Genomic DNA, 23,219 nt, shown 5'->3' with positions numbered 1-23,219 from the left:
GACTTCCCCGTTTCGGCACGAATGGAACCTGTCGATGCGTTCGTGTCGAATTTAGAACATCTATTCTTTTGGCGGCCATTTTCCGCTGTTTTGTCGTTGACTGTTCAGACAGTGGTTGTCCGTTGTGGGCCTCTTCTTTCCTGGCCGCTCGTTCGGCTGACGTTGGGTGCTCAGGCCGCTACGTTCGGTAGTTCCCGGTGCTTCCGTGGACGAAAGGCCGGTCCGCAGGCACAAGCGCTCGCCTGCGGACCCGTCCACGCCACACGGTTCACCTGGTCGGGCGTCGCTCAGGAGTGCACTGCCAGCCGGGGCCTGGGGCCGATCGCGCTCCACAGCTGTTCGACGGGCTCCGGGTCCCCCAGGATCTCGATCTCGCCGCAGGCCGCCAGTTCGTCGATGCTTCGATCCCCGAAGGCCAGCGAGCCCAGCCCCCGTTGGTCGGTGGCGATCCCCGCGCTCCACTCGGGCGGTGTGCCGGTCTGGATTCGCAGCACCTTGTTGCGCAACCGCATCCCGAACCGCTCCCCGGTGTCGAGGACGTCCACCCCGATGGTCACGGTGACGTCCTCGGCGGCTTCGGGGACGACACGGAACCGCAGCCCGTTCAGAACGTCCGCGGCGCTCAACGCATCGGCCCGTTCCACCAGGTCGCGCACGGCCGCCAGATCGACTTCCCCGCCAGCCTCCAACGCGGCGCCGTGGTACCAGCCGCCCATCAGGGGGTTGGGGCACGCGTCTCCCAACGCGTGCAGTGCCCGGCACAGAGCCGCACGGGCCTCCTTGTCGGACGTACCGGCATCCAACGCCATGCGCGCCAACTCCGCAGACCATTGCGGATCCTCGGCGGTCAGCGCCTCGTCCGCCGCTTGCAACACGCGCTCCGCACCGCCCATCAGTTCGACGGTGTTCCTGGACCGCTTCCTGCGTGGCGTGGGTTTGAGGTCCACCGCGTTACCGGAGAACCAGCCCAGGTAACTGGTGAAGTAACCGGCTGCCGTCCCCTTGAAGTTGGCCTGGAGCGGATGGCAGAACATCGACGGCGGTTCGGGGACGTCCACCAGGTCGAACAGTTCGTCGGGGCTCGCGCCGGCCAGGATGTGGCGCACCGACTGGTCGTGGCTGTAGTCGATGGCGTCGAGGTAGGCGTCGAACTGCTCGCGGATCATGACCGCGCCCCGGGCCGGCGCGAAACGTGTGCCGACCAGGTGCTCGATGTCCATGCTCTGCAGGGAGTGGATCATCGTGCGCCATTCCCGGGTGGTCTGTTCCGGCGGTCCCTGTACACCGATCAGGTTGTCGAGGCCGGCGCACATGTCCGTGGACAGGACCGCCAGCCGGCTCTCGGCCAGGTACAGGCCGATTCCGCCCGCCTGGTCCTTGGTCGCGAAGAAGCGGATGCGCATCCCCGCCAGTTTGAGCTCCTGGCCGGGGCGCACGGTGACGGTCGGCTGCACGAGGGAGCCGCTGAACTCGCCGCGCAGGGTGCGGCTGAGTTCGGAGCCGCGGGTGGCGGTCTCCCGCAGGGAGGTCCCGTACTGCATGGCCGCGCGCAGCGCCAGTACCGGGGCCACCGCCCGCGCGTGCGTCGGAGTGGCCTCGTCCCATCCGCTGGGCGCGATGACCAGGACGTTGCTGGTCGGCAGTTCCGCCATCACCCCGTTGGTGCCCGAGCACTGGTCCTCGTGGCGCTCGCCGTAGATGATCGCCTTGACCGGCTTGCCGATCTCCTCGGCGACCGCCCGCGCGATCGATCGCCCCTGCCGGTGGCTTTCCCCGGTGCCGTAGAGCACCACGCCACTGGGCCCCTCCAACACGACGCACTTGAGCATCGGACCGTCGCCGATGCGCAGCATCCGGGCGGGGGTGTCGGCCACCGGTGCCATGCTCGGTTTCTCGCCGTCGTGCGGCGCCGTGGTCTCAGGGGCGCTGCGCACGGGCTCCGGGTAGGACAAGGGATAAGACAAGATTGCTCCCTGGCATTTTTCTGGTACCGCACGTCTCATTCGGTTCGACCCAACGGCTCTCCGGTTTGCCGGCGGCGGCCATGAACCATGACGGCCTGCGAAATCGTACGTGACCTACCATGCTGCGCGCTCAATAGTCACACGTGGCTCAAGTGCGGACAATGAATTTATAAATGGTTTGTCTGATCCGGTGCGGTTCCTTGTCGAATGTGGGGTTTCCGTATTCATTGATTGTTCTATTGAATTCGGAACAGCTGTCTTTTTGTGGCGGATCGGCCGTTGCGGCGCACCGGTGCCGGGGACGCGCCGCGGTTGCTTCCGAGGCGGGGCCACGGTTGCTCGGGCCCACTCGCGTGTCGGCCGGAAACAGCGGACAAGAGCACGGCGGCCGCCCTCGGCATCACTGGCGACAGCGGCGGCAGTGATCACCCGAGTCCTGCTCTGATGGCCGTCAGCAGTGCGCGCGACGCGGGGACGGACAGGGCCGCGCCTCGCAGGTCCTCGAACAGACGCGTGTAATGGCTCACACTGTCCGGGTGGTCCACCGGTCCGCCGGAGAGCCGTGTCTCCAGATACAGGACTTCGCCGCGATCGGGGATGGTGAAGATCTTGAACCCCTCCGACAGCGCCGGATGCTGTTCGGTGTCCATGGGGATGATCTGGAGCACCACGTTGGATCGCGCGGACAGCCCTAGCAGGTGGTCCAGTTGACGGGCCATGACCGCACGGCCGCCGATGGGGCGCCGCAGCGCGTTCTCGTCCAGGACCAGGAGGTAACGCGTGCCCGGTTCGGTGAACAGGATGCTCTGGCGGTCCATCCGGACCCTCAGTTGCTCCGCGAGTTCCCTCTTCTGTCGGTCGGGGTACTCGGCGCGCAGGGTGACCAGGGCGTAGTCCTCGATCTGCGCCAGCCCGGCGACGGTCGAGAGCTGGTACTCCCGAATCTCCGAGGCGGCCTGCTCCAGCGTCAGCGAGCTGAGGGTCCAGCGCTGGGCCGCGGGCTGGGAGTGCAGCGCACCCCATAGCCGCAACAGCCGGCCATTGGTTATAAGCACGTCATCGATTCGCGCCAGGTGTTCCTTCTTAACGCCTTTCCTGCCCCGCTCGATATCGCTCATCATGGCCTGGGAGAGCGGGATCTCCCGGGCGAGCTGGGACTGGGTGAATCCGGCCAGCAGTCTGGCGCGCCGAACTTCGAGGCCGAGCTTCCGCTGGTTGGCGCGGGAAAGGATAGCCATAAAATCGCCTTTTGGTTGTAGGAGATCGCCTTTTCGGAGTTACAAAAAAGCCGCTCTGCTAATCGGCTTTTTCTATGGCGTAATCCTAAATGGGATTGGCAGTATCGAGGCGGAAAGAATTCTTGGTGGGGGTCGGGGTGGTCACGTTCGAGTGGTTCGTCGCCGCGATATCGGAGCCGTCCCGGCGGGGCGCTGCGGCCTTCGGCGCCGAAGCCCTTGCGAACACCGGTGCAGCGAATCCCGACCCGACACCCCGTCCTGCTTCCGCCCCCGAACCGTCGGTCCCGGGGGCGGCCCTACCACCGGCCCGGCATGGAGAACCGAAAAAGTGCTCGCCCAGTTCATCGGACTCGCCATCGTCCTGCCCGCTCTGCTGTGGCTCCTGGCCGCCGACACCGTCGAGCCAGGTCGGCCCGCACGCGCGCCGCAGCCGTCCAGACCGTCAGATACGGACCGCCCCGGGCCACGGCCGGGAGGCCGCGCCGCCGTTGCGGTTCCGGTGGCCGGGGCCGTCCCGAACGGTTCGGCGGCGGCTCTGCGAGCGCAGATCTACGCCTACACCGATTTCTCCAGTGGGCCCCGCCCCGGCCGGTGCTGGCGGCTCAGCTATACCGACACCCCGCAGCCGTTCACCCCCGAGCACCGCCGCGCCCTGCCGGCAGCGGTTGGTGCGGGCCTCGACCGCTTCGCCGTAATTCCCGTTGCCGTCGGTTCGTGGCCCGACACCCCGGGGCCGATCGCCCGCCCGTTCCTGGTCACGGCCGACGAAGAGGCGGCCTGACCCATGGCAGTTTTCTCAGCCCCTGTTCGAGCGCCTCGGTCTTTTGCCGGTCGCACGCAGGGCGTGGCCGGTATGGGGCAGCGGAGATTGGCCGTTTCGCCCGAGGGGTATTACGCATGTCGAAATCTTGACGTCAAGGGAAAAGGTTTCGGGGTGGAAGAAGACGAGAACGCCACCGACCCGGAGCCGTGCGGACAGAACACCAACACCGCGACCGGGAATTCCTTCGAGACGCTGGTCCAGGCGGGTACGGTCCACGGCGGCGTGCACTTTCACGCGGTCCCCGCAGGCGGATCCGGCTGGCTCCCCCCGCACCAACTACCCCTGGCGCCCCGCAGGTTCACCGACCGCTCCAGCGAACTCGACCAGTTGGTCGGTCGTCTCGCCGAGCGGACGGGCACCACCACCATCGTCGTCCTCGTCGGACCGGGCGGGATCGGCAAGACCTCCCTGGCCGTCCGCTTCCTGGACCGGGTGAGCGCCAGCCACCCCGACGGCGAACTGTACGCGGACCTCGCCCTCACCGAGGACCCCTCGCCCGTCCTCGACGGATTCCTGCGTGCCCTCGACGTCCCCCCTGACCGCATCCCCGTAGAGTTCGGGCAGCGCGCCGCGGACTTCCGCTCCCGTACCCGGTCCCGCAGCCTCGCCATCCTCGTCGAGAACGCCTCGTCGGCGGCCCAGGTCCGCGCGCTGCTGCCCGGTGAGGGGGCGCACCTCGTGGTCGTGGCCACCCGGTACAACCTCACCGGCCTTGCCGTGGACGGTGCGCACGTCCTGGACGTCCGCCCCCTCGACACCGAACACGCCGTCGAACTCCTGCGCGCCATGGCGGGCGGCACCTGGTCGCCCTCCGACGAGATGTTCGCGGCCGAGATCGCCGCCCTGTGCGGGAACCTCCCATTGGCGTTGGCAGCCGCCGCCGGGCACCTGCACCGCCGGAGATCCCCGGGCAGGGTCGCCCGCGAACTCGCCGACGAGCAGCGCCGCCTCTCCCACCTCAGCGTCCAGGAGGACCTGTCCGTGCGTAGCATCCTCGACACCTCCTACCGTGGCCTCCCCGAGCGGAGCGCACGCACCCTGCGCCTCCTCGGGCTGCACCCGGGCCCCGACTTCGACGTTCCCGCCGTAGCCGCCCTCATCGACACCGACCATTACACCGCCCAGGACGAGGTCAACCTCCTCGCCGGGGCGAGCCTGCTCCAGGAGGCCCCCGGCACCGACCGCTTCCGCCTCCACGACCTCGTCCGCCTCTTCGCCCGCGAGAAGACCGCCGCCGACCCCACCGAACGCGACGCCGCCCTGGACCGGATGTTCGCCCACTACCTGCACGCGGCTGCCGCTGCCGACGTCGCGATCAACCCCGGCCGGTGGCGGTTGGAGCCGGGCCCCGCACCACACGGTCCGCCGGTCTTCCCCCACGGGGAGGCTGCCCTGCGGTGGTTGGACGGGCACCTGCCGGTTCTGCGCGCGGTGATCCGGCAGGCGCACGACGACGACAGGCACGACACCACCTGGCAACTCTGTGCGGGACTGTGTGCCTTCTTCGTCCGGCGCAAGTCCCACTCGGTATGGCTGGAGACCTACGAACTCGGCCTGTCCGCGGCGGAGTCGGCCGGGGACGAGACCGCCCAGGGGTACATGCGGCTGTGGCTGAGCGTCGTCCGCGCCACCATCGGCGACCTCGACGTCGCGGACGAGCACGCCGCGCAAGCCCTCGCCCTCTTCCGTGTCCACGGGCACCGTCTGGGAACGGCCTCCGCTCTGGAACGCCTGGGCGTCGTTGCACTGAACCGGAAAGAGTTCCGGCAGTCGATCACGCATTTCTCGGCCGCTGCCGCGACTTTCGCGGAACTGGGCCGCGAGCGAGGCGTTGCCATGATGAGCCGGCATCTCGGGCAGGCGCACAGCGGACTCGGTGATTTCGCAACGGCGGAGCGGTACTTCACCCGAGCCCTGGAGTTCTTCACCACGGCTCAGGACGACTACCAGGCCGGACGGGTACTCGGGGCGGTCGCCGCCAACCGGTTGCGCGAGGGACGGCCCGAAGAAGCCGAAGAGGCGTCCCGGCGTGCGGTGGAACTGGCCGCCACCGCCGGAGCGGAGCACCAGGGCGCCCAAGCGCTCGTGCTGCTCGGGCGCAGTCTGGTCGCGCTGTCGCGGTTCGCCGATGCACGAGAGCACCTGCGTGCCGCGCTCGACGTCTACACCCGCCTTGATGCTCCGGAGGCAGCCTCCACGTCTCGGCTGCTCGCCGACCTCGACGACCAGGACGGATGATCTGGTGGTGCGGCTATGCGGTCTCGCCGACGGCCCGGAGGTCGGCAGCGGTGAGCCAGCGGTTCTCGGTCAGGCGGTGGTAGGCCAGTCGGCCCGCCGCAGGGTGGCCGGCGACGGGCAGCCGAGCGCTGGTCCGCAGCCCCGATCTGGACGTGATGAGGCAGTCGTCACCCCGCGTGTACAGCACGACCAGGCAGCCCGGATAGCGCCGGTACACCTCGGCGGGGGAGACGGCGGTTCCGGCCGGGTGATCCACCAGGATCACGTCGGCGGAGTTGAGGGTCCGCTCCGGCGAACCGGGCAACGTCGCTATGCAGATCCAGCTCTTCATGACGGCAATCCCGTCTCTTCCGGAAGCGGAGGGAGCGGAACCGGCAGGGGCACCGGTGCGGTCCGCGGCGTCGAGGCGGGTTCGGGGAGTCGCATCAGCTCATACATCGCCGAGCGCAGCAGTCCGACCGAGCGGCCCGGCACCGAGGTCACCAGTGCCGCCAACTGCGCGGAGAGGGCGGGATCGTGACCGGTCACCGCGCTTGCCACCTGCGGTTCCAACGGGAACCCTGTACGCAGGTGCGGTGCGTGCCGGGCGAGCAGGGCCGGACCGGAACCCGGCAGCACCCGCTCGCCGGGCAGCGTCCCGAGCAGGACCGGGCGGCCGATCGCCGATCCGTAGATCGGCACCGATCCGTGGTCCCCGATCACCAGATCGGCGGCGACGATTGCACCGCGCCACCCCTCCTCCGGGGGCACGAGGATCAACCCGTCGCGCTGGGCGTCGGCGTACCACGCACCCAGTTGGCGCCGCCCGTGCCAGGACGAGACACCCGGGTGTGTCACCAGCGCGATCCGGTAGCGGTGCGACTGGAGTTCGGCCAGCAGCCGTCCGGGCAGGTCCGGTCGAGCGCCCAACAGGGAGGCACGGCGCAGGGTGGAGGACACCACGACGAGTCGCTGTCCTTCGGCGACGCCCAGTGCGTCGCGGTAGGCGGTTCGGTGCGGCAGGCTGGCCAGCAACCGGTCCAGGCAGGGGTCGCCCACGATGCGGCAGATCGGGCCGGCCGCCGGTACGGACCGTCCGATGATCTCCCGGTGCCGTTCATGCGCGATCCCGATCATCGCGGGGATCACCCTGCCACCACTGGTGAGATCGGCCGGGGCGGTCCCGTACACCGACGGTTCGACCAGGGGCCCGAGGCCGCCGGGCCGCTCCTCCAGCTTTGCGGGGCCGTGGCCGTGGCTCAGGGTGAGCACCGGAGCGTGGACTCGTTCGAGACCGCCCTTGCTCGCCGCGACCGCGAGGTCGAAAGGGAAGGAGACGGCTTCCTGCCAGGGAATGGTGAAGGCATCCAGAGCGTGCAGGAACTCGGTCCCCGAACGCGCATAGGCCGAGACCGGGGGGACGGTCCAGATGACCTGCACCCGGGGGTCGGTCTCGACGGCCCGGATGAAGTCCAGCAGTCGCGCTCCGGCGACCTGGTGGTGGACGACCGCCAGCACCGAGCGTTCGGTCGCGAACGTCAACTGGGTCTGCGCGTCCAGCCGGTTGTGGGGGCCGCGACGCCACGTGGTTTCCATTTCTGTCCTCCTCTGCCGGATGCTTGAAAAAGCGGTGCGCGATACCAGGATTCGGGCCGGCCCGCGGTGGCTTTCGCCAAGTGGGTGGTCAAGCGGGGTGAATCGTCGCCGAAGCGGTGTTGAAGTCTCAGCGTCGGCTGATCTGTTTTCATGGGAGAGTGCGTATTAGGCGGGGAGAGGGGGCTTGCGCGACCACAGCGGGCCCGGGCGGCTCCGGGAGCGACATCAGGCGGTAGGCGGCCGCGCGGAGCAGCCCTGCGGACGCTCCGGGGGCGGACGTGAGTGCGGCAGCGTACCTGCCTGCCAGACAGGGGTCGTGGTTCTCGATCGCGGAGTCGATCTGCCTTTCCAACGCGACCTCCGTCCGAAGCCGTGGCGCGTTGTCGGCGACCAGGGTCGGCAGCGACCCCGGCATCAGTTCGTCGTCGGGAAAGGCTCCCAGGACCACCGGGCACCCCACAGACGCTCCGTAGACGGTCACGCTGCTGTGGTCGGCGATCATGACGTCGGCGGCGATCAGCGCCGCGTGCCAGCCCTGTTCGGCCGGCAGCAGTCCAAGGCCCGCGCGGCGGGCCGGGGCCAGCCATGCCAGGGTCTGCCGGTCGCCGTGAAATCCGCCGATCGCCGGGTGTTGAAGGGCGATCACCCGGTAGCGGTCACCGGGGAGTTCGGCGGCCACCCTGCGGGGAAGCTCCGGATCGGTTCCGTACAGGCTGCGCCGCCCCCACGTGCTGGACACGACCACGAGCCGCCTGCCCGTACCCGCGCCGAGCGCGAGCCGGTAGTCATCGCGGCGTTCGAGGCTCGCCTGAAGCCGGTCGAAGACGGGGTCGCCGACGATGCGGGTCACGGCGGCGGCATCGGGAACCGCCTGGGCGATCAGTGCTCTCGAACGCTCGTGGGTCACCCCGATCAGGGCGGGAACGACACGTCCGGCGCTGGTGAGGGTGGAAGGGGTGGCTCCGTACAGCTCCCGCGGGGCATCGGGCCCTCGGTCGGCCCCGCCGATGCGTCGGACCATCTTGGCCGGACCGTGGCCGTGGTCGAGGGCGATGACGGGGGCGTTGACCTGTTCCAGTGAGCCGAGAGCCGCTGCGATCGCCACGTCGAACCTGGTCGCCTTGGCGATCGCCCAGGGGACGGTGCGCGCGCCGATCCGCCAGAGGAAGTCCAGGGCGGCCCGTGTCGATGCGCCTCCGGAAGGCACGGTCCACACGGTCTGCACGCGGTGGTCCTCCTCGATGATCGGTGCCACGTCGAGCAGCCGGGTGATCGCGGTCGGGTGGTGTGCCACGAAGAGCACTACACGCTCGGTCGGGAAGGTAGCGCGCAAGTCCAGAGTGGGGCCGTACGGGCCGGGGTCCCAGTTCTCCATCGAGTCCTCCAACGCTTCGCGGGGTTCGATACGAGGTTCGGCGAAGGCACATGCCAGGAGGCTTGCGTATGGCTTGGACCGGCTTGCAAGCCGCTTCGTGCCGGGTGCGCGCAATGCGCGTCCTGCTCAGGCGTCTGCTGGAACCCGGCGGTTGCCTGAGCAGGACGATGACCCGATGGAGGAGCCCGTATAGGTACTCGCCGCGTCTCTCAAGGAGCGGGTCCGAGCGCGCTCGATCAAAGACCTCGACGGATCGGAGGCGAACTCGTCGTCGGCCCCGGTCGCGATAAAATCGCGCTGGAGATGGGTGAGCACGGACAGCGTCGCGGACATGGCGCGGTCGCGGTGGAGGTGCCGATGCCGGACGGCTTGCCGAGAACTGGTTACCCGGCCCACCGATTCAGAGGGCGGGCTTCAGACGCCGACTGGATTCTCGCCCGGCACGGCTGCGGTGTCCGTCAGAGGAAAACGCCCGGGATCAAAAAAGGCCGCTCTTCAGGTCACGGAGGAAGGATATCCATGCCGTGAGCGGGTACTCGATGTGTCCGAGTCCGCGGTTCTGGGTGTCGCGCACCAAGACGGTTTCTCCCTCGGCTACCTCGGCACAGCTTCCGTTGGCCGTGCTGTAGCTGCTCTTGTGCCACTTCCGGTCACGCTGCATAGTCATCGAGTTTTTCCTTGACCTTCCTGATCAAATCTCGGCTCCCGCGAGTCGAAAACGCTGGTGAACACACTCACCGAACTTTCCGGTGTGCGCTGTCCCGAGCAGGTGGACGTCAAGCACGCGCAACAACGCTGGTCCGCCGTCCCCGACAACCCGGACCTGTTCGCAGGCGAGCACACGCTGCATACTGACCACTCTCACCCTCTCCGGTCGCTTTTGTCCGCCGTGGCCGACCTCGGGCGCCTTCCGCAAGCTCCGACGCCTGTGCTCGACCCGGTAAACGGACGCGTGGACGAGGAGACGGAGCCAGCGCCTTGATCATGGATGACAGGCGACCGCATTCGCCTGTATCGCCTCTATTCGCCCTCTCTTTCGTTGGCTGAGCAGGGTATTCGTGTTCAATACCGAAATATTCGTGGTTGGTGAGCGATGTGGGATCGCACTTCGGTTATGGCGTCTGATGGCGAGATTTGCTCAAATGCGAGAGATTTTTCAAAGAAAATCGCAGGTCAATATGGTTAAGTGACTATTGAGAGTGGGTGTGTTGTTGTGATTTTTGGTGATGGTGGAGATCCTGGGGCGAAAAGCCAGTCGAGTGGGTAAACTTTTTAAAAGTTTCTCGCCGGAGGGTCTTAAAATTATCCTGCTTGTGTGGCAGTATCGGTCCCGAGTCTTTCCGGTGCTTCTGGTGATAAAAATTGAAAAGGCTCACAATTCTGTGAGCCCAGTTTGTTTAAAATTTCAGATATTTCTTTTTCGCCAGATTATCTCATCTTCCCTGAAATCGGCGAATGCAATCCCGATTCGATGCAGGGGTGAAAGAGAATCCATTTCGTTCCTTAATTGCACTAAGGTCGGAGTGGTAGGGGGCGTGGTGATGGCCGTCACCGCGTCCCCGCTCCTGATGTGTGTCCATTTGATATATGAACCAGTGTCAAGCGGATAATACCAGCCAAGGCTTCACTGGGTGTGAAAAGTGGCTAAAGGGGCATCTTCTGCTTGTTGTCTGGGCCGTTTTGGGTGTTTTGTTGCCACTGGGATTTCTGCTAGTGGCGTTGGAGACTCAGTGAGTCCTTGAGAAGGCGGAGTGTCCGTGCCTCCGGGGAATTCAGTCCTTCGCAGATTCTTGTTCCTTCTTCGATCAGAGATCGGGCCCGTTGCGTCTCGTCCCGCCCGATGAGAAAAAGGCAGAACTCCAGCAGCACTTCGGCTTTGCCGCTAGGAGTCTCGGCGCTTCTGATCAGATCCAGCGCGGCCGTGAAGTATTCCTCTGCCTGCTCCGGCTCGGACAGCGCGGCATAGGCTTTGCCGAAACCGCTGAGTATCCACGCCTCGGCCTCTGGGCTGTTCGAGGGGGGGTTGATCCGTTGACAGGCAGTGAAGGCGGCCAGCGCCCTCTCGGCCTCTCCTGAGTCCACCAGGGAATGAGCGATCCTGGTCAAGAAACGGATCTCCGAGCGGCGGGCGCCCGTGGCCCGGTGGATGGACACGGCGATCTCACAGGAATGGATCGCCCGCTGGTGCTCGCCACGCTCCGCGTAGATGCCACCGAGGTTCCCGTGCACGATTCCTTCTATTTGGCGGTCACCCAGTCGTTGACACAACTCCAGAGACTCGGCCGCCAATTGGATCGCCTCCCTATGACGTCCGAGCGTCTTGAAACAACTGGACAGGCTCCCTTTTATGCCTGCAATCCCCTGGATGTCGTCCATCGCGTGGTAGAGATCCAGAGCCTGGTTCAACGTCTTGATCGCTAGGTCCACCAGCCCGGCCCTGTAGTGGCAATTGGCGGTGTGGTCGAGGCACGTGGCGTAGCCCGTCTGCTCGTCGGAGGCCCGGTAGAGCCCCAGTGCGCGCTGGAGGTAGACCTGGGCTATCGCGAGTTTGTCCTGCCGCGCGTAGGCCATCCCGATCGTGTCCAGCGCCAGCGCCAGCCCGCTGCTGTCCGCCGTCCGTTCCCATATCGCCAGGCTCTGCTCGATCCGGGCCAGCGCCGCCGGGTGATCACCGGTCTGCATCAGGTTGCGGCCGAGGTCGATCAGGGCGTACGCCTTGTTCTCGGAGTGTGCGCGTTGCGTCCACACCTCCACCGCGCGCTCCTGGACGCGTACGGCCGTCCCCCAGGGGCCGTAGTTGTACAGGTAACCGGCCAGCAGGTGGCTGAGCCGCGCGCCGTACTCCGCCAGGTCCGGCTGCGCGTACGCCCAGTCGATGACGGCGAGCAGGGTCGAACGCGTCGAGGTCAGCCACGCGGCCGCCGCGGGGGAGTCGGTGAAGACCGGGAGAGTGGGGGAGCCCGAGGGTTCCGTCGGCATCCGCTTGCGGTCGGGGGACAGCCGACGATCCGCCGCCTCGCAGGCCCCCAGGTAGTAGTCGAGCACCCGGACACAAGCCGCCCGGGCCTGTTCTCCGTGGAGCGAAAGCCGGCCGCTCCGTTTCGCGAACGCCGTGATCAGCCCGTGCATCCGGTAGAGGCCGGGCTGGGTCTCGTGGATCAGGTGCAGGTCCACGAGTTCCTCGATCGCCTCCTCGCAGGAGTACTCGTCCGTCCCCGCGAGCGCGGCGGCGGCGGAAAGGCTGAACTCGCTCTCCGGGTGCAACCCGAACCGCAGGAAGGCGTCGCAGGTGGTGGGGGACAGGTCCTTGACGGCGAGCGTCAGCACCGCCCCCAGTTTCCGGTCCAGGTCGGGGAGACCGTGTACGTGGGTGGCGTTCTCCCGCAACCGTCGGCACAGACGCGGAAGAGTCCAGGTGGAGTGCGTGCGCAGCCAGTTGCCGGTGAGGCGCAGCACCAGAGGGAGCCGGTGGCACAGTTCCACCACCTCGGCCAGGTCGGCGTCCGCATACCCAGGGTCGTGCCCCACCGTTTTCAGGAACAGGGCCTTGGCGTCCTCGGTGGACAGGGAGTCGAGGCTGACCTGCCGGGCGCCGTCCAGACCGGTCAGCCGGCTGCGGCTGGTGACGACCACCATGCAGCGCGGCGAACTGGGCAGGAGGGGGATGACCTGCTCGGCGGTGGCGGCATCGTCCAGGACGAGCAGGCCGCGCATGTCCGCCGTGCGGTCCCGCCACAGCGCGATGCGCTGCTCCAGAGTCGATGGCAGATGCTGAGCGGGGGAGCCGAGCATACTCAGCAGCTCTTGCAGGGCCTCCATCGGCTCCAGCCTCGGCGTGTCCTGGTAGCCGCGCAGGTGGAGATACATCTGCCGGTCCGGGAACCACCCCTTGATCCGGTGGGCGGCCCGCACCGCCAGAGCGGTCTTGCCCACCCCCGGCATACCGGTCACCACGTGGATGCCCCGGCGCCCCGTGGCGGCGCTGACCAGGGCCGAGATCTCGTTGGTCCGGTCGGTGAAGTCCGCGACGTAGGGCGGCAGGCTGTTGCGTGGCGCCTCGGGCACGGGCGGGGCGGGAGACGGCTCGGGCCGCGGGGCGGGCACGCCCGTGACGGCCGGGAGCCCGGCCCCCGCTGTCCTCGGCGGTCGGTACGGATCGCCCCGCAGGATCGACTCGTACCTGCGCACCAGGTACGACGCGGGAGTGGTGCCCTGCTCCTCGCGCAACCGATGGCTGTGCGCGAAGAAGGCGGCGAGGGCCTCGGAGTTGCGGCCCGCCGCCTGGTAGGCCGCCATCAGACAGTCCAGCAGCGGCTCGTCGCCGGGAGACTCCGCGAGGAAACCGGTGAGGGCGTCGCTGTGGTCCTCGTCGGGACGGGCGTGCAGGGCCGTCTCCGCCCATGCGCTCCGCACCGACTGCAACGCCACGCGCATCGTCTCGCGCTGCCCCTGCGCCCATCGGCCCTGGACACCGGTGAGGGCTTCGCCGTCCCACAGCTCCAGCGCCTCGTCCAGTACGCCCAGCGCCACCCCGTATTCGCCCGCCGTCCGTAGATGGGTGGCCCTGGACTGCAGTTCCTTGAACCGGAACCAGTCGATGGACTCCGGGACGATCGGCAACCGGTAGACGCCGTTGTCCTGCGGGATCGGGTTCGGGCCGATACCGAGCGGGTCCAGCTTCTTGCGAATACGGGAGATGTTGGCCTGGAGAGTGGTCCGGGCCGGCGGTTCGCCGTCCCACACCTGGTCGATCAGCACATCGGCGGTGACGCCCCGCCTGCTCCCCGCTGCCAGGCCCAGCGCCGCGACGATCGCGAGTTCCTTGCCGGCGCCCAGCTCGACGCGCCGCCCCCCGACGTGCATCCGTACCGCCCCGAGTACCCGCAGTTCCACCGGCCACTCCCGTATTCATGATGGAGAACAATTCTTGCACCGGGCTCGCGGATAAGGCCAGATTCGTAATCGGTTTCCAGAATGCGCCGACAAAGACAACGGTGAAGAATTCTTTGACCTGCGTGTATGTCGTTCCATTGGCAGCTTCCGGCCACCGTTTTCCGGATATTGCACTCCGGGGATTTCCTGATCGTGTGACGGATGGGATTGCATGTGCAAACGGTATGTACTTTCGCACGTGCAATTAGGTGAAATTTCCGTTTCCGGGAATCAGTGATCGCATTCCTTCGCGCACCGTTCGGCCCGCGTGCGAAGCCGGCGGTCGAGGCGTGGCCGAACCGCCCGTTCGGGGGAACCGGCCCGGCCGCGAGCCCCAGGTAACCCCAGCTGAACGGCAGCGGAGAGCTCGCCCGGACCCTGATGGCCCGCGGGCACGGGCTCATCGACGCCTACCGGCTGTGGAGCTACCCGGTGGTCCTGGGCCGGGGCCGGCGCCTCTTCCAGGAGGGCGCCGTGCCCGCGGCCCTGCACCTTGTGGCCACCACCGCCACCGGCACGGGCGTCGTGGTCACCACCTACCGGCCGGCGGGAGAGGTGCGGTCGGGGTCCTTCGTCCCGGGGCGGCGATGACCGCAGGCCCCGGCCGCACCGGCGTCCGGGGCGTCAACGCCAGCCGTAACGCTCCCTGAGGACGTCGGCGATCAGCCAGAACACCTTCTCCTCCACGACCGCGCCCTCACGGCGGATGTCGCTCTCGCCGAACTCGAAGAGGCGGTCCAGCCGGATATAGGACTCCCGGCCCTCACGGTCCCAGGCGCCACGGCCCAGCGCGAGCCAGTCCTGCTCCTCCCAGTGGTCGGGTTCCCGGCTGGAGAGCATCAGCCCGTGCAGCTCACCGCCTTTGCGCCCGACGACCAGAAGGGGGCGGTCCTTGCCGCGGCCGGGGTCTTCCTCGAAGGGAACCCAGGTCCACACGATCTCCCCGGTGTCGGCCTTCCCGTCCCGCTCGGGAGCGTAGGCCAGTTTGGTCGCGTTCTTGCCGGTGGGGACCTCGCGGACCTCCCCTTCGTGGGGGTGCGGAGGACGCTCGTCGGAGTCTCTGAAGTGATCGGTCACGCGTGCATCCTAGGACGCCGCGATCACCGCAAGAAGCCCTGCGTGCGCCGCGAATCCAGGGGCGCACGCTAGAGCGGCATCCGGTTCACCGCGTGGTCACCGCTTCCCCAGAGGTACTGCACCGCGTAGGCGCGCCAGGGCCGCCACGCCCGGGCATGCCGGGTCAGTGCGCCGGGCGTGTGCGGCAGCCCCAGCGACTTCGCCGCGGCCTTCACCCCGAGGTCGGTGGCGACGAACGCGTCCGGGTCGCCCATCGAGCGCATCGCGATCGTCTCCACCGTCCAGGGCCCCAGGCCCGGCAGCGCGCTCAGCCGGGCGCGGGCCAGATCGCGGTCCCCGCCCGGCCCGAGGTCGATCCCACCGCCGGCCAGCGCCTCGACGAGGGCCAGCACGGCCGCCCGACGGGCGCGGGGCAGCGCCAGCGATCGTGGATCCAGCTCCATCAGGGTCTCGGGCGTGGGAAAGAGGTGGGTCAGCCCGCCCCCGGGGTCGTCGATGGGCTCGCCGTACGCCGCGACCAGGCGCCCCGCATGGGTTCGGGCCGCCGCCGTGGACACCTGCTGTCCCAGGACCGCGCGCACCGCGAAGTCCACCGGATCCGTGCTCCGGGGAACCCTGCGCCCCGGGTCCTTGTCCACCAGCGGGGCCAGCACGGAATCCGCGCGCAGGAGCTCGTCCACCGCCACCGGGTCGGCGTCCAGGTCGAGCAACCGCCGGCACCGGCTGATCGCGGTGGACAGGTCCCGAAGGTCGCCCAGTTCCAGCCGGCAGGCGACATGGTCGGGCATTGGCCGCAGGGCGGCCACGCCCGTACCGTGCGGCAGCCGCAGCGCGCACCGGTAGGACCCGTCACGCCACTCCTCGACCCCCGGCACCGCCGTCGCGGCCAGGTGCCCGAACAGGTTGTCCGGGCACAGCGGGGCCCGGAACGGCAGCCGTAGCGACAGCGCCCCCACCGCCGGCGCGACCCCGCCCCGGCCCGCGCGCCGACGCAACTCGGTGGGGGAGAGCACGAACACTTCGCGCACCGTCTCGTTGAACGTGCGGATGCTGGCGAACCCGGCGGCGAAGGCGACGTCGCCCATCGGCAGCGCGGTGGTCTCGATCAGCAATCGGGCGGTCTGCGCGCGCTGGGCCCGGGCCAGTGCCAGCGGTCCGGCCCCGAGCTCGGCCACCAGTTGACGCTCCACCTGGCGGGTGCTGTAGCCGAGCTCCGCAGCCAGACCGGGAACCCCCTTGCGGTCCACCACCCCGTCCGCGATCAGCCGCATCGCCCGGGCCACCAGGTCCGCGCGCTCGTCCCATTCGGGCGAGCCCGGGCTGGTGTCGGGGCGGCACCGCTTGCAGGCGCGGAACCCCGCCTGCTGGGCCGCCGCGGAACTGGGGTAGAAGCGCATGTTCTCGGCTTTGGGCGGGGCCACCGGGCAACTGGGCCGGCAGTAGATCCGGGTCGTGGTCACCGCGGTGAAGAACCACCCGTCGAAACGGGCGTCCTTGGACCGCACGGCTCGAACGCAGCGTTCCGTCTCTTGGTACACCCCTTCAGTATCGGCTGCCCGCACGGCCAGGACTGGCAAAAAAGCGACATCGCAGTCGAGGGGGACAACTGGTGGAGCCCCTCGCCACCAGCAAATTCCCCTGCTGCTCACGACAGGGGCCGCGGGCGCACACCGGACCCGCGAAAAACATTCGCGGAAAAACCTCGAATCCGTTGAACCGTTTTCGCCACCCCGTCCGTATGGACCGGTGAACACGGCGCCCGCACGGTGCCGGACATGTCGAAGAGGAGCAGACGATCATGAACAGCACGATGCGCCGACACGCACTCACCGCCTCGGCCGCCTCGGCCGTGGTGCTCCTCGCGAGCTCTTGTGGCCTGGAATCCCTCGTCTCCGCCGGGGCCGACGCCATCCAGGAGGCGCAGCCGACCGGGTCCGGTCTGGTGACCGGGGTCAGCGGCCAGGTGTCGGCCGCCGACGCGGGCGAACTCGGCACGATCCTGGTCAACGGCGAGCAGGAGACCCTCTACCGTTTCGACAACGACACCGCCGACCCTTCGGCGTCCAACTGCGCCGGGGACTGCGCCGCGGCGTGGCCGCCGGTGCTGGCCGAGAACGCCAGCGCCGTGGACATCCCCGACCCCTCGCTGCTGGGCGAGGTCACCCGCGCCGACGGCACCAAGCAGTTGACGATCGCGGGCTGGCCGATGTACCTGTTCGCCAAGGACGAAGGCCCAGGAGACGTCAAGGGCCAGGGTGTCAACGGCGTGTGGTGGGCGGTCACCGGCGAGGGAGGCCGTGCCGGACAGTCCGAGGCCCCCCAGCAGCCCGAGGCGAGCCAGCCGGCCACCGGTGCGGTCTCGGCCGCCCAGGACTCCGCGCTGGGCGCGATCGTCAAGGACGCCGAGAACCGCACTCTTTACCGTTTCGACGACGACACCGCATGGCCGATGGTCTCCAACTGCGACGGTGAGTGCACCGAGACCTGGAAACCGGCCAAACCCGCCGACGCCGCCTCGGTCCAGGGCATCGCGCCGGAGCTGATCAGCACCCTGGTCCGCGCGGACGGTACCGAGCAGCTGGCGATCGACTGCTGGCCCGTCTACTGGTTCACCAAGGACACCGAGGCCGACCCGATCAGCGGGCACGGAGTCGGCGGCACCTGGTGGGCGATCACACCCGACGGGACCCGCGCCAACAACGGCCAGCCCCTCTCCTGACCCTCCCCTCCCCATTGCGGAACGGGTGGCCGGCGCACGGACCGACCACCCATCCGACATTCCCATCATCCGATGTAGAAGACTCCGTGTTCGTGCAGAACGCGGAGCCACGTCGCCCACGCGGTGCGGACTCCGGCGCCGCGGTGAAATTCTCGCGCTGGGTGTCCACGGCGTGTCGAGGTCCACTCCCGTCCTCTCCCCGCGACGAACCTCCTGTTGACGGGCATCGGTGCGATTCGCGCCGGCCTTCCATCGATCGCTGCGGCGTGCTCTTCGCCGCAGCGATCGGGCGTATCGGCTCGGCCGCGCCGATACGTTGGTGCGGCCCCCGCCGATTCTCCACGACGGTTCGATGAGAACAGGAGCTGATCCGTGCCTGGACGAAGACCCACCGCCAGCGGTGGCGAGGGGCGCAGGGGAGAACCGTTCGACGATCCCCCGATCGCCCCCATGGACCCCAGCGACCCCGAAGGCCCCGCCGACGGTGACGCGCTGATGGATCTGCTCTACCGCGAGTACGCCCGGCCGCTCACCGCTGTCACCGCCCGCCTCACCGGTGGCGATCGGCAATGGGCCGAGGACGTGGTCCAGGAGACGATGCTGCGCGCATGGCGCAACGCCGACCGGCTCGACCACCGCGGCTCGCTGCTGCCCTGGCTGATCACGGTCGCCAAGCGCGCCGTCATCGACGATCACCGCAGCCGCTCCGCGCGACCGCAGGAAACCGATGGGCAACTGGCGGAGAGCGCTCGGCCCGTTGTTGACGGAACCGACGAACTCGTCCGCTCGATGGTGGTCGGCGAGGCACTGGAAACCCTCTCGCCGGTCCACCGGCAAGCGGTGGTGGAGACCTACTTCAAGGACCGCACCGCCAAAGAGGCCGCAGACCGGCTCGGCCTGCCGGTTGGTACCGTCAAGTCACGGGTGCACTACGCGCTCAGATCGCTCCGGGCGACGTTCAAGGAGAGGGGCATCCGCGCATGACTCTCCGCAACGAGTGCACCGATACGGCGGCCTATCTCATGGGTCTGCTCGACGAAGACGAACGCCACCGGTTCGAGGACCACCTCGAATCGTGCGAGCGTTGCGTTGACGAGATGATCGAACTCTCCGACACCGTGGTCCTGTTGGACGAGGCCCGTGGCGATGATGGGCCGGTGGTCGCCGCCGCGGTGGACGAACCGCACGGGACAGCCGTCGCGGCCCCTGCCGTGCGTCGCCCGCGTGTGTGGGTTCGCGCGGTCTTCGGTCTCGCGGCCGGCGTCCTGCTGTTCACCGCCGGCCTGGGAGCCGGTCTCGTGGTCGCCCCCGATCCGCCTCCCGAGGTCGCTGCGGAGGATCCCTTTGCCGAGGCCGAGCGGTTTGTCGCCACCGATGCGGCTACGGGGGCCGAAGGAACCGTCGCCGTCCTGGACAAGGGATGGGGCAGCGACATCGCCCTGACCCTGGGCAATGTGCGAGGGCCACTGACCTGCGAGCTCGTTGTCGTCACCACCGCTGGCGAGGAGCGCTCCGTCGCCAGCTGGCAGGTTCCCCGGCCCGGGTACGGGATCGCCGGGGCGCCCGACCCGCTCCAGGTCAGAGCCGGCACCGATCTTTCACGCGACCAGATCGCGTCCTTCGAGGTCAGGACACTCGACGGTGCGACCCTGCTGACCGTCCCGGCGTGACCCGGTAACGCGGTGGGCCGTCCTCCCGGGGCGGCCCACCGCCCGTTCCGCCTAAGGCGACGCCGGCAGCGGTCATCCTTTTCGTCGTAAACGTCTCCTTGGGTGTCCGAGTCGATAAGAGTAGGGTTTCTTCGATCGGTGTCTATTGTTGGAAAAATCCGTTCCACGTGATTTTCTTATCTCCGTTGCTGTTTTTGTGCAGGCTGTAAAGCGATTTTTGTCGAGCCAGGTCAAAGGCTTTTTTGCTGATGGTGCGATTGGGTTGTGGGTTCCGGGGTGTCCTTTCCCTGTGTATGGCCGCACCGTGGTTGGTTGGAGTTTTCCGAAGTTGTCGTCGTATCGATTTTCGCGCCGCTGTCTTCGGGGATGGCGTTTAATGGGAGCCGTCGGGAAAATAGGCGGGCATCATCCGCTGTCCATAACTTTTACTGCAACCAGGGAATAGCTCAATGGCTCAAAGAGTTCAGGTAATGCTCATCGACGACCTCGACGGTGACGAGGCCCAGGAGACCGTCTCCTTCGGGATCGACGGCACCGGCTACGAGATCGACCTCAAGACCCAGAACGCGAGCAGGCTTCGTGACGCCCTCGCCCCCTTCGTGCACGCCGCCCGCAAGGTTCCCGCCAAGCCCGGGCGCATGGTCCGCGGCGCCAAATCGCGCAACGCGCCCACCCGCGAACACAGCGCCGACATCAGGTCCTGGGCGCAGGCCAACGACAAGCCGGTCAGCGACCGGGGCCGGATTCCCCAGACGATCGTGGACGAGTACAACGCGGCCCACGGATAAGCACGGCCGAGCCGACCGCCTGCCGGGTTGACGCGTCCCCTCTCCCCCATCGGTGCCGGCTCCAACGGGTGAAGCCGAGACGGCGCCAGTTGGACGAGCATCGCCCCGGCCCTCGGTGAGGGTACGACGGCAGGCACAGGGGGCGTGGGCGCCTCGGCGTCCGCGGGCAGCCGGAACCGGGTGTGCCCGCCCGTCAGCAGGGCGGCGAGTCGGGCGAAGGGCACGGACCCGCAGGCCGTGGCGATGAGGCGGGAACGTGCTCGGCAAGTGCCCAAGGGACGGTGCTGGTTCTCCATCGCTCGGACGACGGAGAACCGGATCGTCCCTTCGGGGTACGGCAGCGCCTTGCGTGCTCCTGCGTTCCGCGGTCCCGGCGTCCTTCTCGCGCCACCGGTAGAGGGCGGCCCCGGTCAGGCGGGAGCGAGAGGGGCCAGTTCACGACTGAGCTTGAGGACCGCTTCGGCTGTTCGCGGGTTGTCGGCGTGGCGGAAGGGCCTCACCGGGCGGGCGTGGGGGCCCAGGACCAGGCCGGTCCGTCCGTCGAGCGAAGCGTCCGTGGCGGCGAGGATCGACGACCGGGCGGCCACCGAGGGGAGGCCCGAGGTGGAGTGTTCGAAAACCCTGCGCAACAGAGGCCACAGCAACCGCATACGGGGGGAGACGATCCTGGGCGACGCCATGGTGCCGTTGGTCATCTCGGTGGCGGCGCCGCCGGGGTCGGCCGCGAACACCGATATCCCGGTGCCCCGAAGACGCTCCGCCAGGTCCAGCGTGTAGGCGAGATTGGCGAGCTTCGCCCGGCCGTACCAGTGGAATCCGTAGTAGCCGCCGGAAGGTTCGACGGTGTCGAAGGACCGCCGGGCAGTCCGGACCGAGGCGGAGGTCACGTTCACGATTCGGCTCGGTGCCCCTTCCCGGAGGGGTTCCAGGAGCAGTTCGGTCAGCAGGTACGGCGAAATGTGGTTGACGGCGAACGTCGCCTCGATCCCGTCCGCCGTCTGTCGGTGGTCGGTGAACATCGCCCCGACATTGTTGACCAGAACGGTGAGTGCGCCCTCGGCAGCCAATCGGGCCGCGAGCGTTCGTACCGCGGGGAGCGAGGAGAGGTCGGCCGCCACGAACCCCGCCGCCCCGCCTGTTCCGGCGGCGTTGATCCGCTCGACCGCGTCTGCTCCGCGCGCGGCGTTCCTGCCGACCACGGTGACGGTGTAGCCCGCCGCGGCCAACCCCGTCGCGGTCTCCAGGCCGATTCCCCCGGTCCCCGCCGTCACCACCGCACGCTGCTCCATAGCGCCACCCTTCGTCGCCCCGTGTCCAATTAAGCGGATTTCTATCCGCTTAGCGGTTCGCAGCCTACCTCAATCGGATAGCTATCCGTTTATTGGGTGCGGTGTGCCGGTCCAAGGGCATGCGCGATCGCGTAGACGGCCGAGGGGATCGGGGTGCTGCCTTAACGCGGGGGGCGTATGCCTTCGAGGAGGATGTCGAGGTAGACCTCGGTGCGGTCGGGGGCGCCTGTGCCGGACCGGACCGCGTGTTCGACGCCGCACAGCAGCCGGCGGATATCGTCCGCCTCGATGTCACGGCGGATGGCGTCCGTGCTGCGCGCCCGGTCGAGCAGTTCTGTGACGGCATGGTCGAAATCGGACTTCATCACCGAGGTCGTCGTCTCGGCGTCACGGGCGGATTCGAGCACGGCCGCGAACCCGACGTCGGCCAGGGCGTGCCCCAGGGCGAAGCGCAACAGACGCTGGAGGCCGACGAGCGCGTCCTGCTCGGCCGCCGCCTCCTGGGCGGCATCGACGAGCTCTTGGAAGCGTTCGGCCGACAGTGCTTCCATCAGCGCGTGCCGGTTGGGGAAGTGCCGGTACACCGTCCCCACGCCCACGCCGGCGAGCCGGGCGATCGTGTTCAACTGGAGAGAGCCGTCGCCCTCGGCCATTTGTCGGCGGGCCGCCCGCAGCACCAGTGCACGGTTGCGTGCGGCGTCCGCACGCAAGGTGCTCCCCGATCCGGCGTCCGATTTCACGGGCCCAAGCCTAACGGAGCAACGGTTCCGGGCTGCGGGGCCGCCGACCGGCCCCCGGTGCCGTAGGGGGCCGAGGAGGGCGTCGCCGCGTCGAGTGGTCCGGCCGTCGGTGAACGCCGGTGATTGTTCTCCGTGGCGCCGCGCACGGCGGGCCGCGGGCCGATGCCGCCCGTGGGCGAGACCGCGTCCGCTCCGGTACGGGGCCAGGGGCGCTGGGTGGGCGATGGGGGCCTGTGGGGCGGCCGGGGGCACCGGTGCAACGGCTCGGTGCGGCCGGTGCGCGAAAGCCCCGTGGTGGGCCTGTTTGACCCGAGGCGCGTGGGGAGGGAAGGGACACATCTCGGAAACTGTTTTTGGGCGTCGTATGTCCGCTCCGCAAGGAAGCGCGGAGAACGGCGCGGTCGATGGGCCGTGCCGTCCCGCATGGCGGGGGCGTGCCCGACTCGTGGCCGCGGCGGCGGAAACAGTGCGTCCTGAACTGGGGAGTCGTCCGCGGCGTTGCGGCGGTTCCCCGGCCGCCGCACCGGCGCCGACGACGAACCGGTCCGGGGAGCGGTGGTGGATGCCGATGTCGAGTTGGGGGAACCGGCCGGCCGTATGCGGTCCGATAATGCGACAGAGGCGGGGGCGCTTTCGCGTCCCCCGCCTCGTTTTGCCTGGTCAGGTAGTGTGGCCCCAGCAGGATTCGAACCTGCGACACCCGCTTTAGGAGAGCGGTGCTCTATCCCCTGAGCTATGAGGCCCTGCCTTATGCGACTCAAGACTAACCGACTCGGGCGGACGGTGCGTCA

The 23,219-nt window shown here is 68.3% G+C and carries 18 protein-coding genes and 1 tRNA gene; 7 read left to right on the top strand and 12 right to left on the bottom strand.

Annotated features, from left to right (window positions below):
- Window positions 1-287: 287 nt before the first annotated feature.
- Window positions 288-1,964 carry an alkyl sulfatase dimerization domain-containing protein gene (locus AC0VYP_RS20945; RefSeq protein ID WP_475471382.1) on the bottom strand — a complete coding sequence of 559 codons (1,677 nt, stop codon included), beginning with the start codon at window positions 1,962-1,964 and terminating at the stop codon, window positions 288-290.
- A gap of 425 nt (window positions 1,965-2,389) precedes the next feature.
- A complete protein-coding gene (locus AC0VYP_RS20940) occupies window positions 2,390-3,202 on the bottom strand; it encodes a helix-turn-helix domain-containing protein (RefSeq protein WP_285757810.1) in 813 nt (270 codons plus the stop codon).
- Window positions 3,203-3,530: 328 nt separating this feature from the next.
- On the opposite strand from AC0VYP_RS20940, the gene AC0VYP_RS20935 reads away from it, so the two are divergent.
- Both AC0VYP_RS20935 and AC0VYP_RS20930 read left to right on the top strand, forming a co-directional pair.
- Window positions 3,531-3,983 carry a hypothetical protein gene (locus tag AC0VYP_RS20935; RefSeq protein ID WP_475471380.1) on the top strand — a complete coding sequence of 151 codons (453 nt, stop codon included), beginning with the start codon at window positions 3,531-3,533 and terminating at the stop codon, window positions 3,981-3,983.
- 153 nt (window positions 3,984-4,136) lie between these two features.
- Window positions 4,137-6,263, top strand: coding sequence for a tetratricopeptide repeat protein (locus AC0VYP_RS20930; protein ID WP_475471378.1), 2,127 nt, complete (start codon window positions 4,137-4,139; stop codon window positions 6,261-6,263).
- Between the two features lie 13 nt (window positions 6,264-6,276).
- Here AC0VYP_RS20930 and AC0VYP_RS20925 read toward each other — a convergent pair whose 3' ends face one another.
- The 5 genes from AC0VYP_RS20925 to AC0VYP_RS20905 form a co-directional block, all read right to left on the bottom strand.
- Window positions 6,277-6,594 (bottom strand): hypothetical protein, encoded by a 318-nt coding sequence (locus tag AC0VYP_RS20925; protein ID WP_475471376.1) that lies wholly within the window; start codon window positions 6,592-6,594, stop codon window positions 6,277-6,279.
- Window positions 6,591-7,838 (bottom strand): hypothetical protein, encoded by a 1,248-nt coding sequence (locus tag AC0VYP_RS20920; RefSeq protein ID WP_475471374.1) that lies wholly within the window; start codon window positions 7,836-7,838, stop codon window positions 6,591-6,593. Before AC0VYP_RS20920 ends, AC0VYP_RS20925 begins: the two co-directional genes overlap by 4 nt.
- 148 nt (window positions 7,839-7,986) lie before the next feature.
- A complete protein-coding gene (locus AC0VYP_RS20915) occupies window positions 7,987-9,213 on the bottom strand; it encodes a hypothetical protein (RefSeq protein WP_475471372.1) in 1,227 nt (408 codons plus the stop codon).
- A gap of 478 nt (window positions 9,214-9,691) precedes the next feature.
- Complete coding sequence (locus AC0VYP_RS20910) at window positions 9,692-9,880, bottom strand: DUF397 domain-containing protein (protein WP_285757801.1); 189 nt, start codon at window positions 9,878-9,880, stop codon at window positions 9,692-9,694.
- 1,043 nt (window positions 9,881-10,923) lie between these two features.
- Complete coding sequence (locus AC0VYP_RS20905) at window positions 10,924-14,106, bottom strand: AfsR/SARP family transcriptional regulator (RefSeq protein ID WP_475471371.1); 3,183 nt, start codon at window positions 14,104-14,106, stop codon at window positions 10,924-10,926.
- A 387-nt stretch (window positions 14,107-14,493) separates the two neighbouring features.
- On the opposite strand from AC0VYP_RS20905, the gene AC0VYP_RS20900 reads away from it, so the two are divergent.
- On the top strand, window positions 14,494-14,736 hold the full coding sequence (locus AC0VYP_RS20900) for a dihydrofolate reductase family protein (RefSeq protein WP_475474321.1): 243 nt from the start codon (window positions 14,494-14,496) through the stop codon (window positions 14,734-14,736).
- Window positions 14,737-14,769: 33 nt separating this feature from the next.
- Here AC0VYP_RS20900 and AC0VYP_RS20895 read toward each other — a convergent pair whose 3' ends face one another.
- Both AC0VYP_RS20895 and AC0VYP_RS20890 read right to left on the bottom strand, forming a co-directional pair.
- Window positions 14,770-15,222 carry a type II toxin-antitoxin system PemK/MazF family toxin gene (locus AC0VYP_RS20895; protein ID WP_285757795.1) on the bottom strand — a complete coding sequence of 151 codons (453 nt, stop codon included), beginning with the start codon at window positions 15,220-15,222 and terminating at the stop codon, window positions 14,770-14,772.
- Between the two features lie 68 nt (window positions 15,223-15,290).
- Window positions 15,291-16,727 (bottom strand): AlkA N-terminal domain-containing protein, encoded by a 1,437-nt coding sequence (locus tag AC0VYP_RS20890; RefSeq protein ID WP_475471369.1) that lies wholly within the window; start codon window positions 16,725-16,727, stop codon window positions 15,291-15,293.
- A 293-nt stretch (window positions 16,728-17,020) separates the two neighbouring features.
- Between AC0VYP_RS20890 and AC0VYP_RS20885 the strand changes: the two genes are divergently transcribed.
- The 4 genes from AC0VYP_RS20885 (at window position 17,021) to AC0VYP_RS20870 (ending at window position 20,399) form a co-directional block, all read left to right on the top strand.
- Window positions 17,021-17,941, top strand: coding sequence for an SCO0930 family lipoprotein (locus AC0VYP_RS20885; RefSeq protein WP_475471367.1), 921 nt, complete (start codon window positions 17,021-17,023; stop codon window positions 17,939-17,941).
- 372 nt (window positions 17,942-18,313) lie between these two features.
- Entirely contained in the window at window positions 18,314-18,925 is a 612-nt protein-coding gene (locus AC0VYP_RS20880) for a sigma-70 family RNA polymerase sigma factor (protein ID WP_475471365.1), read from the top strand.
- Complete coding sequence (locus tag AC0VYP_RS20875; protein ID WP_475471363.1) at window positions 18,922-19,611, top strand: anti-sigma factor family protein; 690 nt, start codon at window positions 18,922-18,924, stop codon at window positions 19,609-19,611. The genes AC0VYP_RS20880 and AC0VYP_RS20875 overlap by 4 nt, the downstream gene beginning before the upstream one ends.
- 449 nt (window positions 19,612-20,060) lie before the next feature.
- Window positions 20,061-20,399 carry a histone-like nucleoid-structuring protein Lsr2 gene (locus AC0VYP_RS20870; protein ID WP_285757787.1) on the top strand — a complete coding sequence of 113 codons (339 nt, stop codon included), beginning with the start codon at window positions 20,061-20,063 and terminating at the stop codon, window positions 20,397-20,399.
- A 410-nt stretch (window positions 20,400-20,809) separates the two neighbouring features.
- On the opposite strand, the gene AC0VYP_RS20865 is transcribed toward AC0VYP_RS20870, so the two are convergent.
- The 3 genes from AC0VYP_RS20865 to AC0VYP_RS20855 all read right to left on the bottom strand — a co-directional run bounded on the left by AC0VYP_RS20865 (window position 20,810) and on the right by AC0VYP_RS20855 (window position 23,171).
- Window positions 20,810-21,688, bottom strand: coding sequence for an SDR family NAD(P)-dependent oxidoreductase (locus tag AC0VYP_RS20865; RefSeq protein WP_285757785.1), 879 nt, complete (start codon window positions 21,686-21,688; stop codon window positions 20,810-20,812).
- Between the two features lie 161 nt (window positions 21,689-21,849).
- Window positions 21,850-22,428, bottom strand: coding sequence for a TetR/AcrR family transcriptional regulator (locus AC0VYP_RS20860; RefSeq protein ID WP_285757783.1), 579 nt, complete (start codon window positions 22,426-22,428; stop codon window positions 21,850-21,852).
- Window positions 22,429-23,098: 670 nt separating this feature from the next.
- A tRNA-Arg gene (locus AC0VYP_RS20855) sits at window positions 23,099-23,171 on the bottom strand.
- Between the last annotated feature and the right edge of the window lie 48 nt (window positions 23,172-23,219).

The organism is Nocardiopsis sp. iso_186, assembly GCF_056173365.1.
Note: the sequence above shows the minus strand (reverse complement) of the source record. Positions and strands in the feature narration are given on the sequence as shown.

Bases quoted from the DNA above. Each gene is read 5' to 3' on its own strand.
- AC0VYP_RS20940 (WP_285757810.1), bottom strand. From the start codon at position 3,202: ATGGCTATCCTTTCCCGCGCCAACCAGCGGAAGCTCGGCCTCGAAGTT.
- AC0VYP_RS20920 (WP_475471374.1), bottom strand. From the start codon at position 7,838: ATGGAAACCACGTGGCGTCGCGGCCCCCACAACCGGCTGGACGCGCAG.
- AC0VYP_RS20925 (WP_475471376.1), bottom strand. From the start codon at position 6,594: ATGAAGAGCTGGATCTGCATAGCGACGTTGCCCGGTTCGCCGGAGCGG.
- AC0VYP_RS20915 (WP_475471372.1), bottom strand. From the start codon at position 9,213: ATGGAGAACTGGGACCCCGGCCCGTACGGCCCCACTCTGGACTTGCGC.
- AC0VYP_RS20875 (WP_475471363.1), top strand. From the start codon at position 18,922: ATGACTCTCCGCAACGAGTGCACCGATACGGCGGCCTATCTCATGGGT.
- AC0VYP_RS20885 (WP_475471367.1), top strand. From the start codon at position 17,021: ATGAACAGCACGATGCGCCGACACGCACTCACCGCCTCGGCCGCCTCG.
- AC0VYP_RS20865 (WP_285757785.1), bottom strand. From the start codon at position 21,688: ATGGAGCAGCGTGCGGTGGTGACGGCGGGGACCGGGGGAATCGGCCTG.
- AC0VYP_RS20870 (WP_285757787.1), top strand. From the start codon at position 20,061: ATGGCTCAAAGAGTTCAGGTAATGCTCATCGACGACCTCGACGGTGAC.
- AC0VYP_RS20910 (WP_285757801.1), bottom strand. From the start codon at position 9,880: ATGACTATGCAGCGTGACCGGAAGTGGCACAAGAGCAGCTACAGCACG.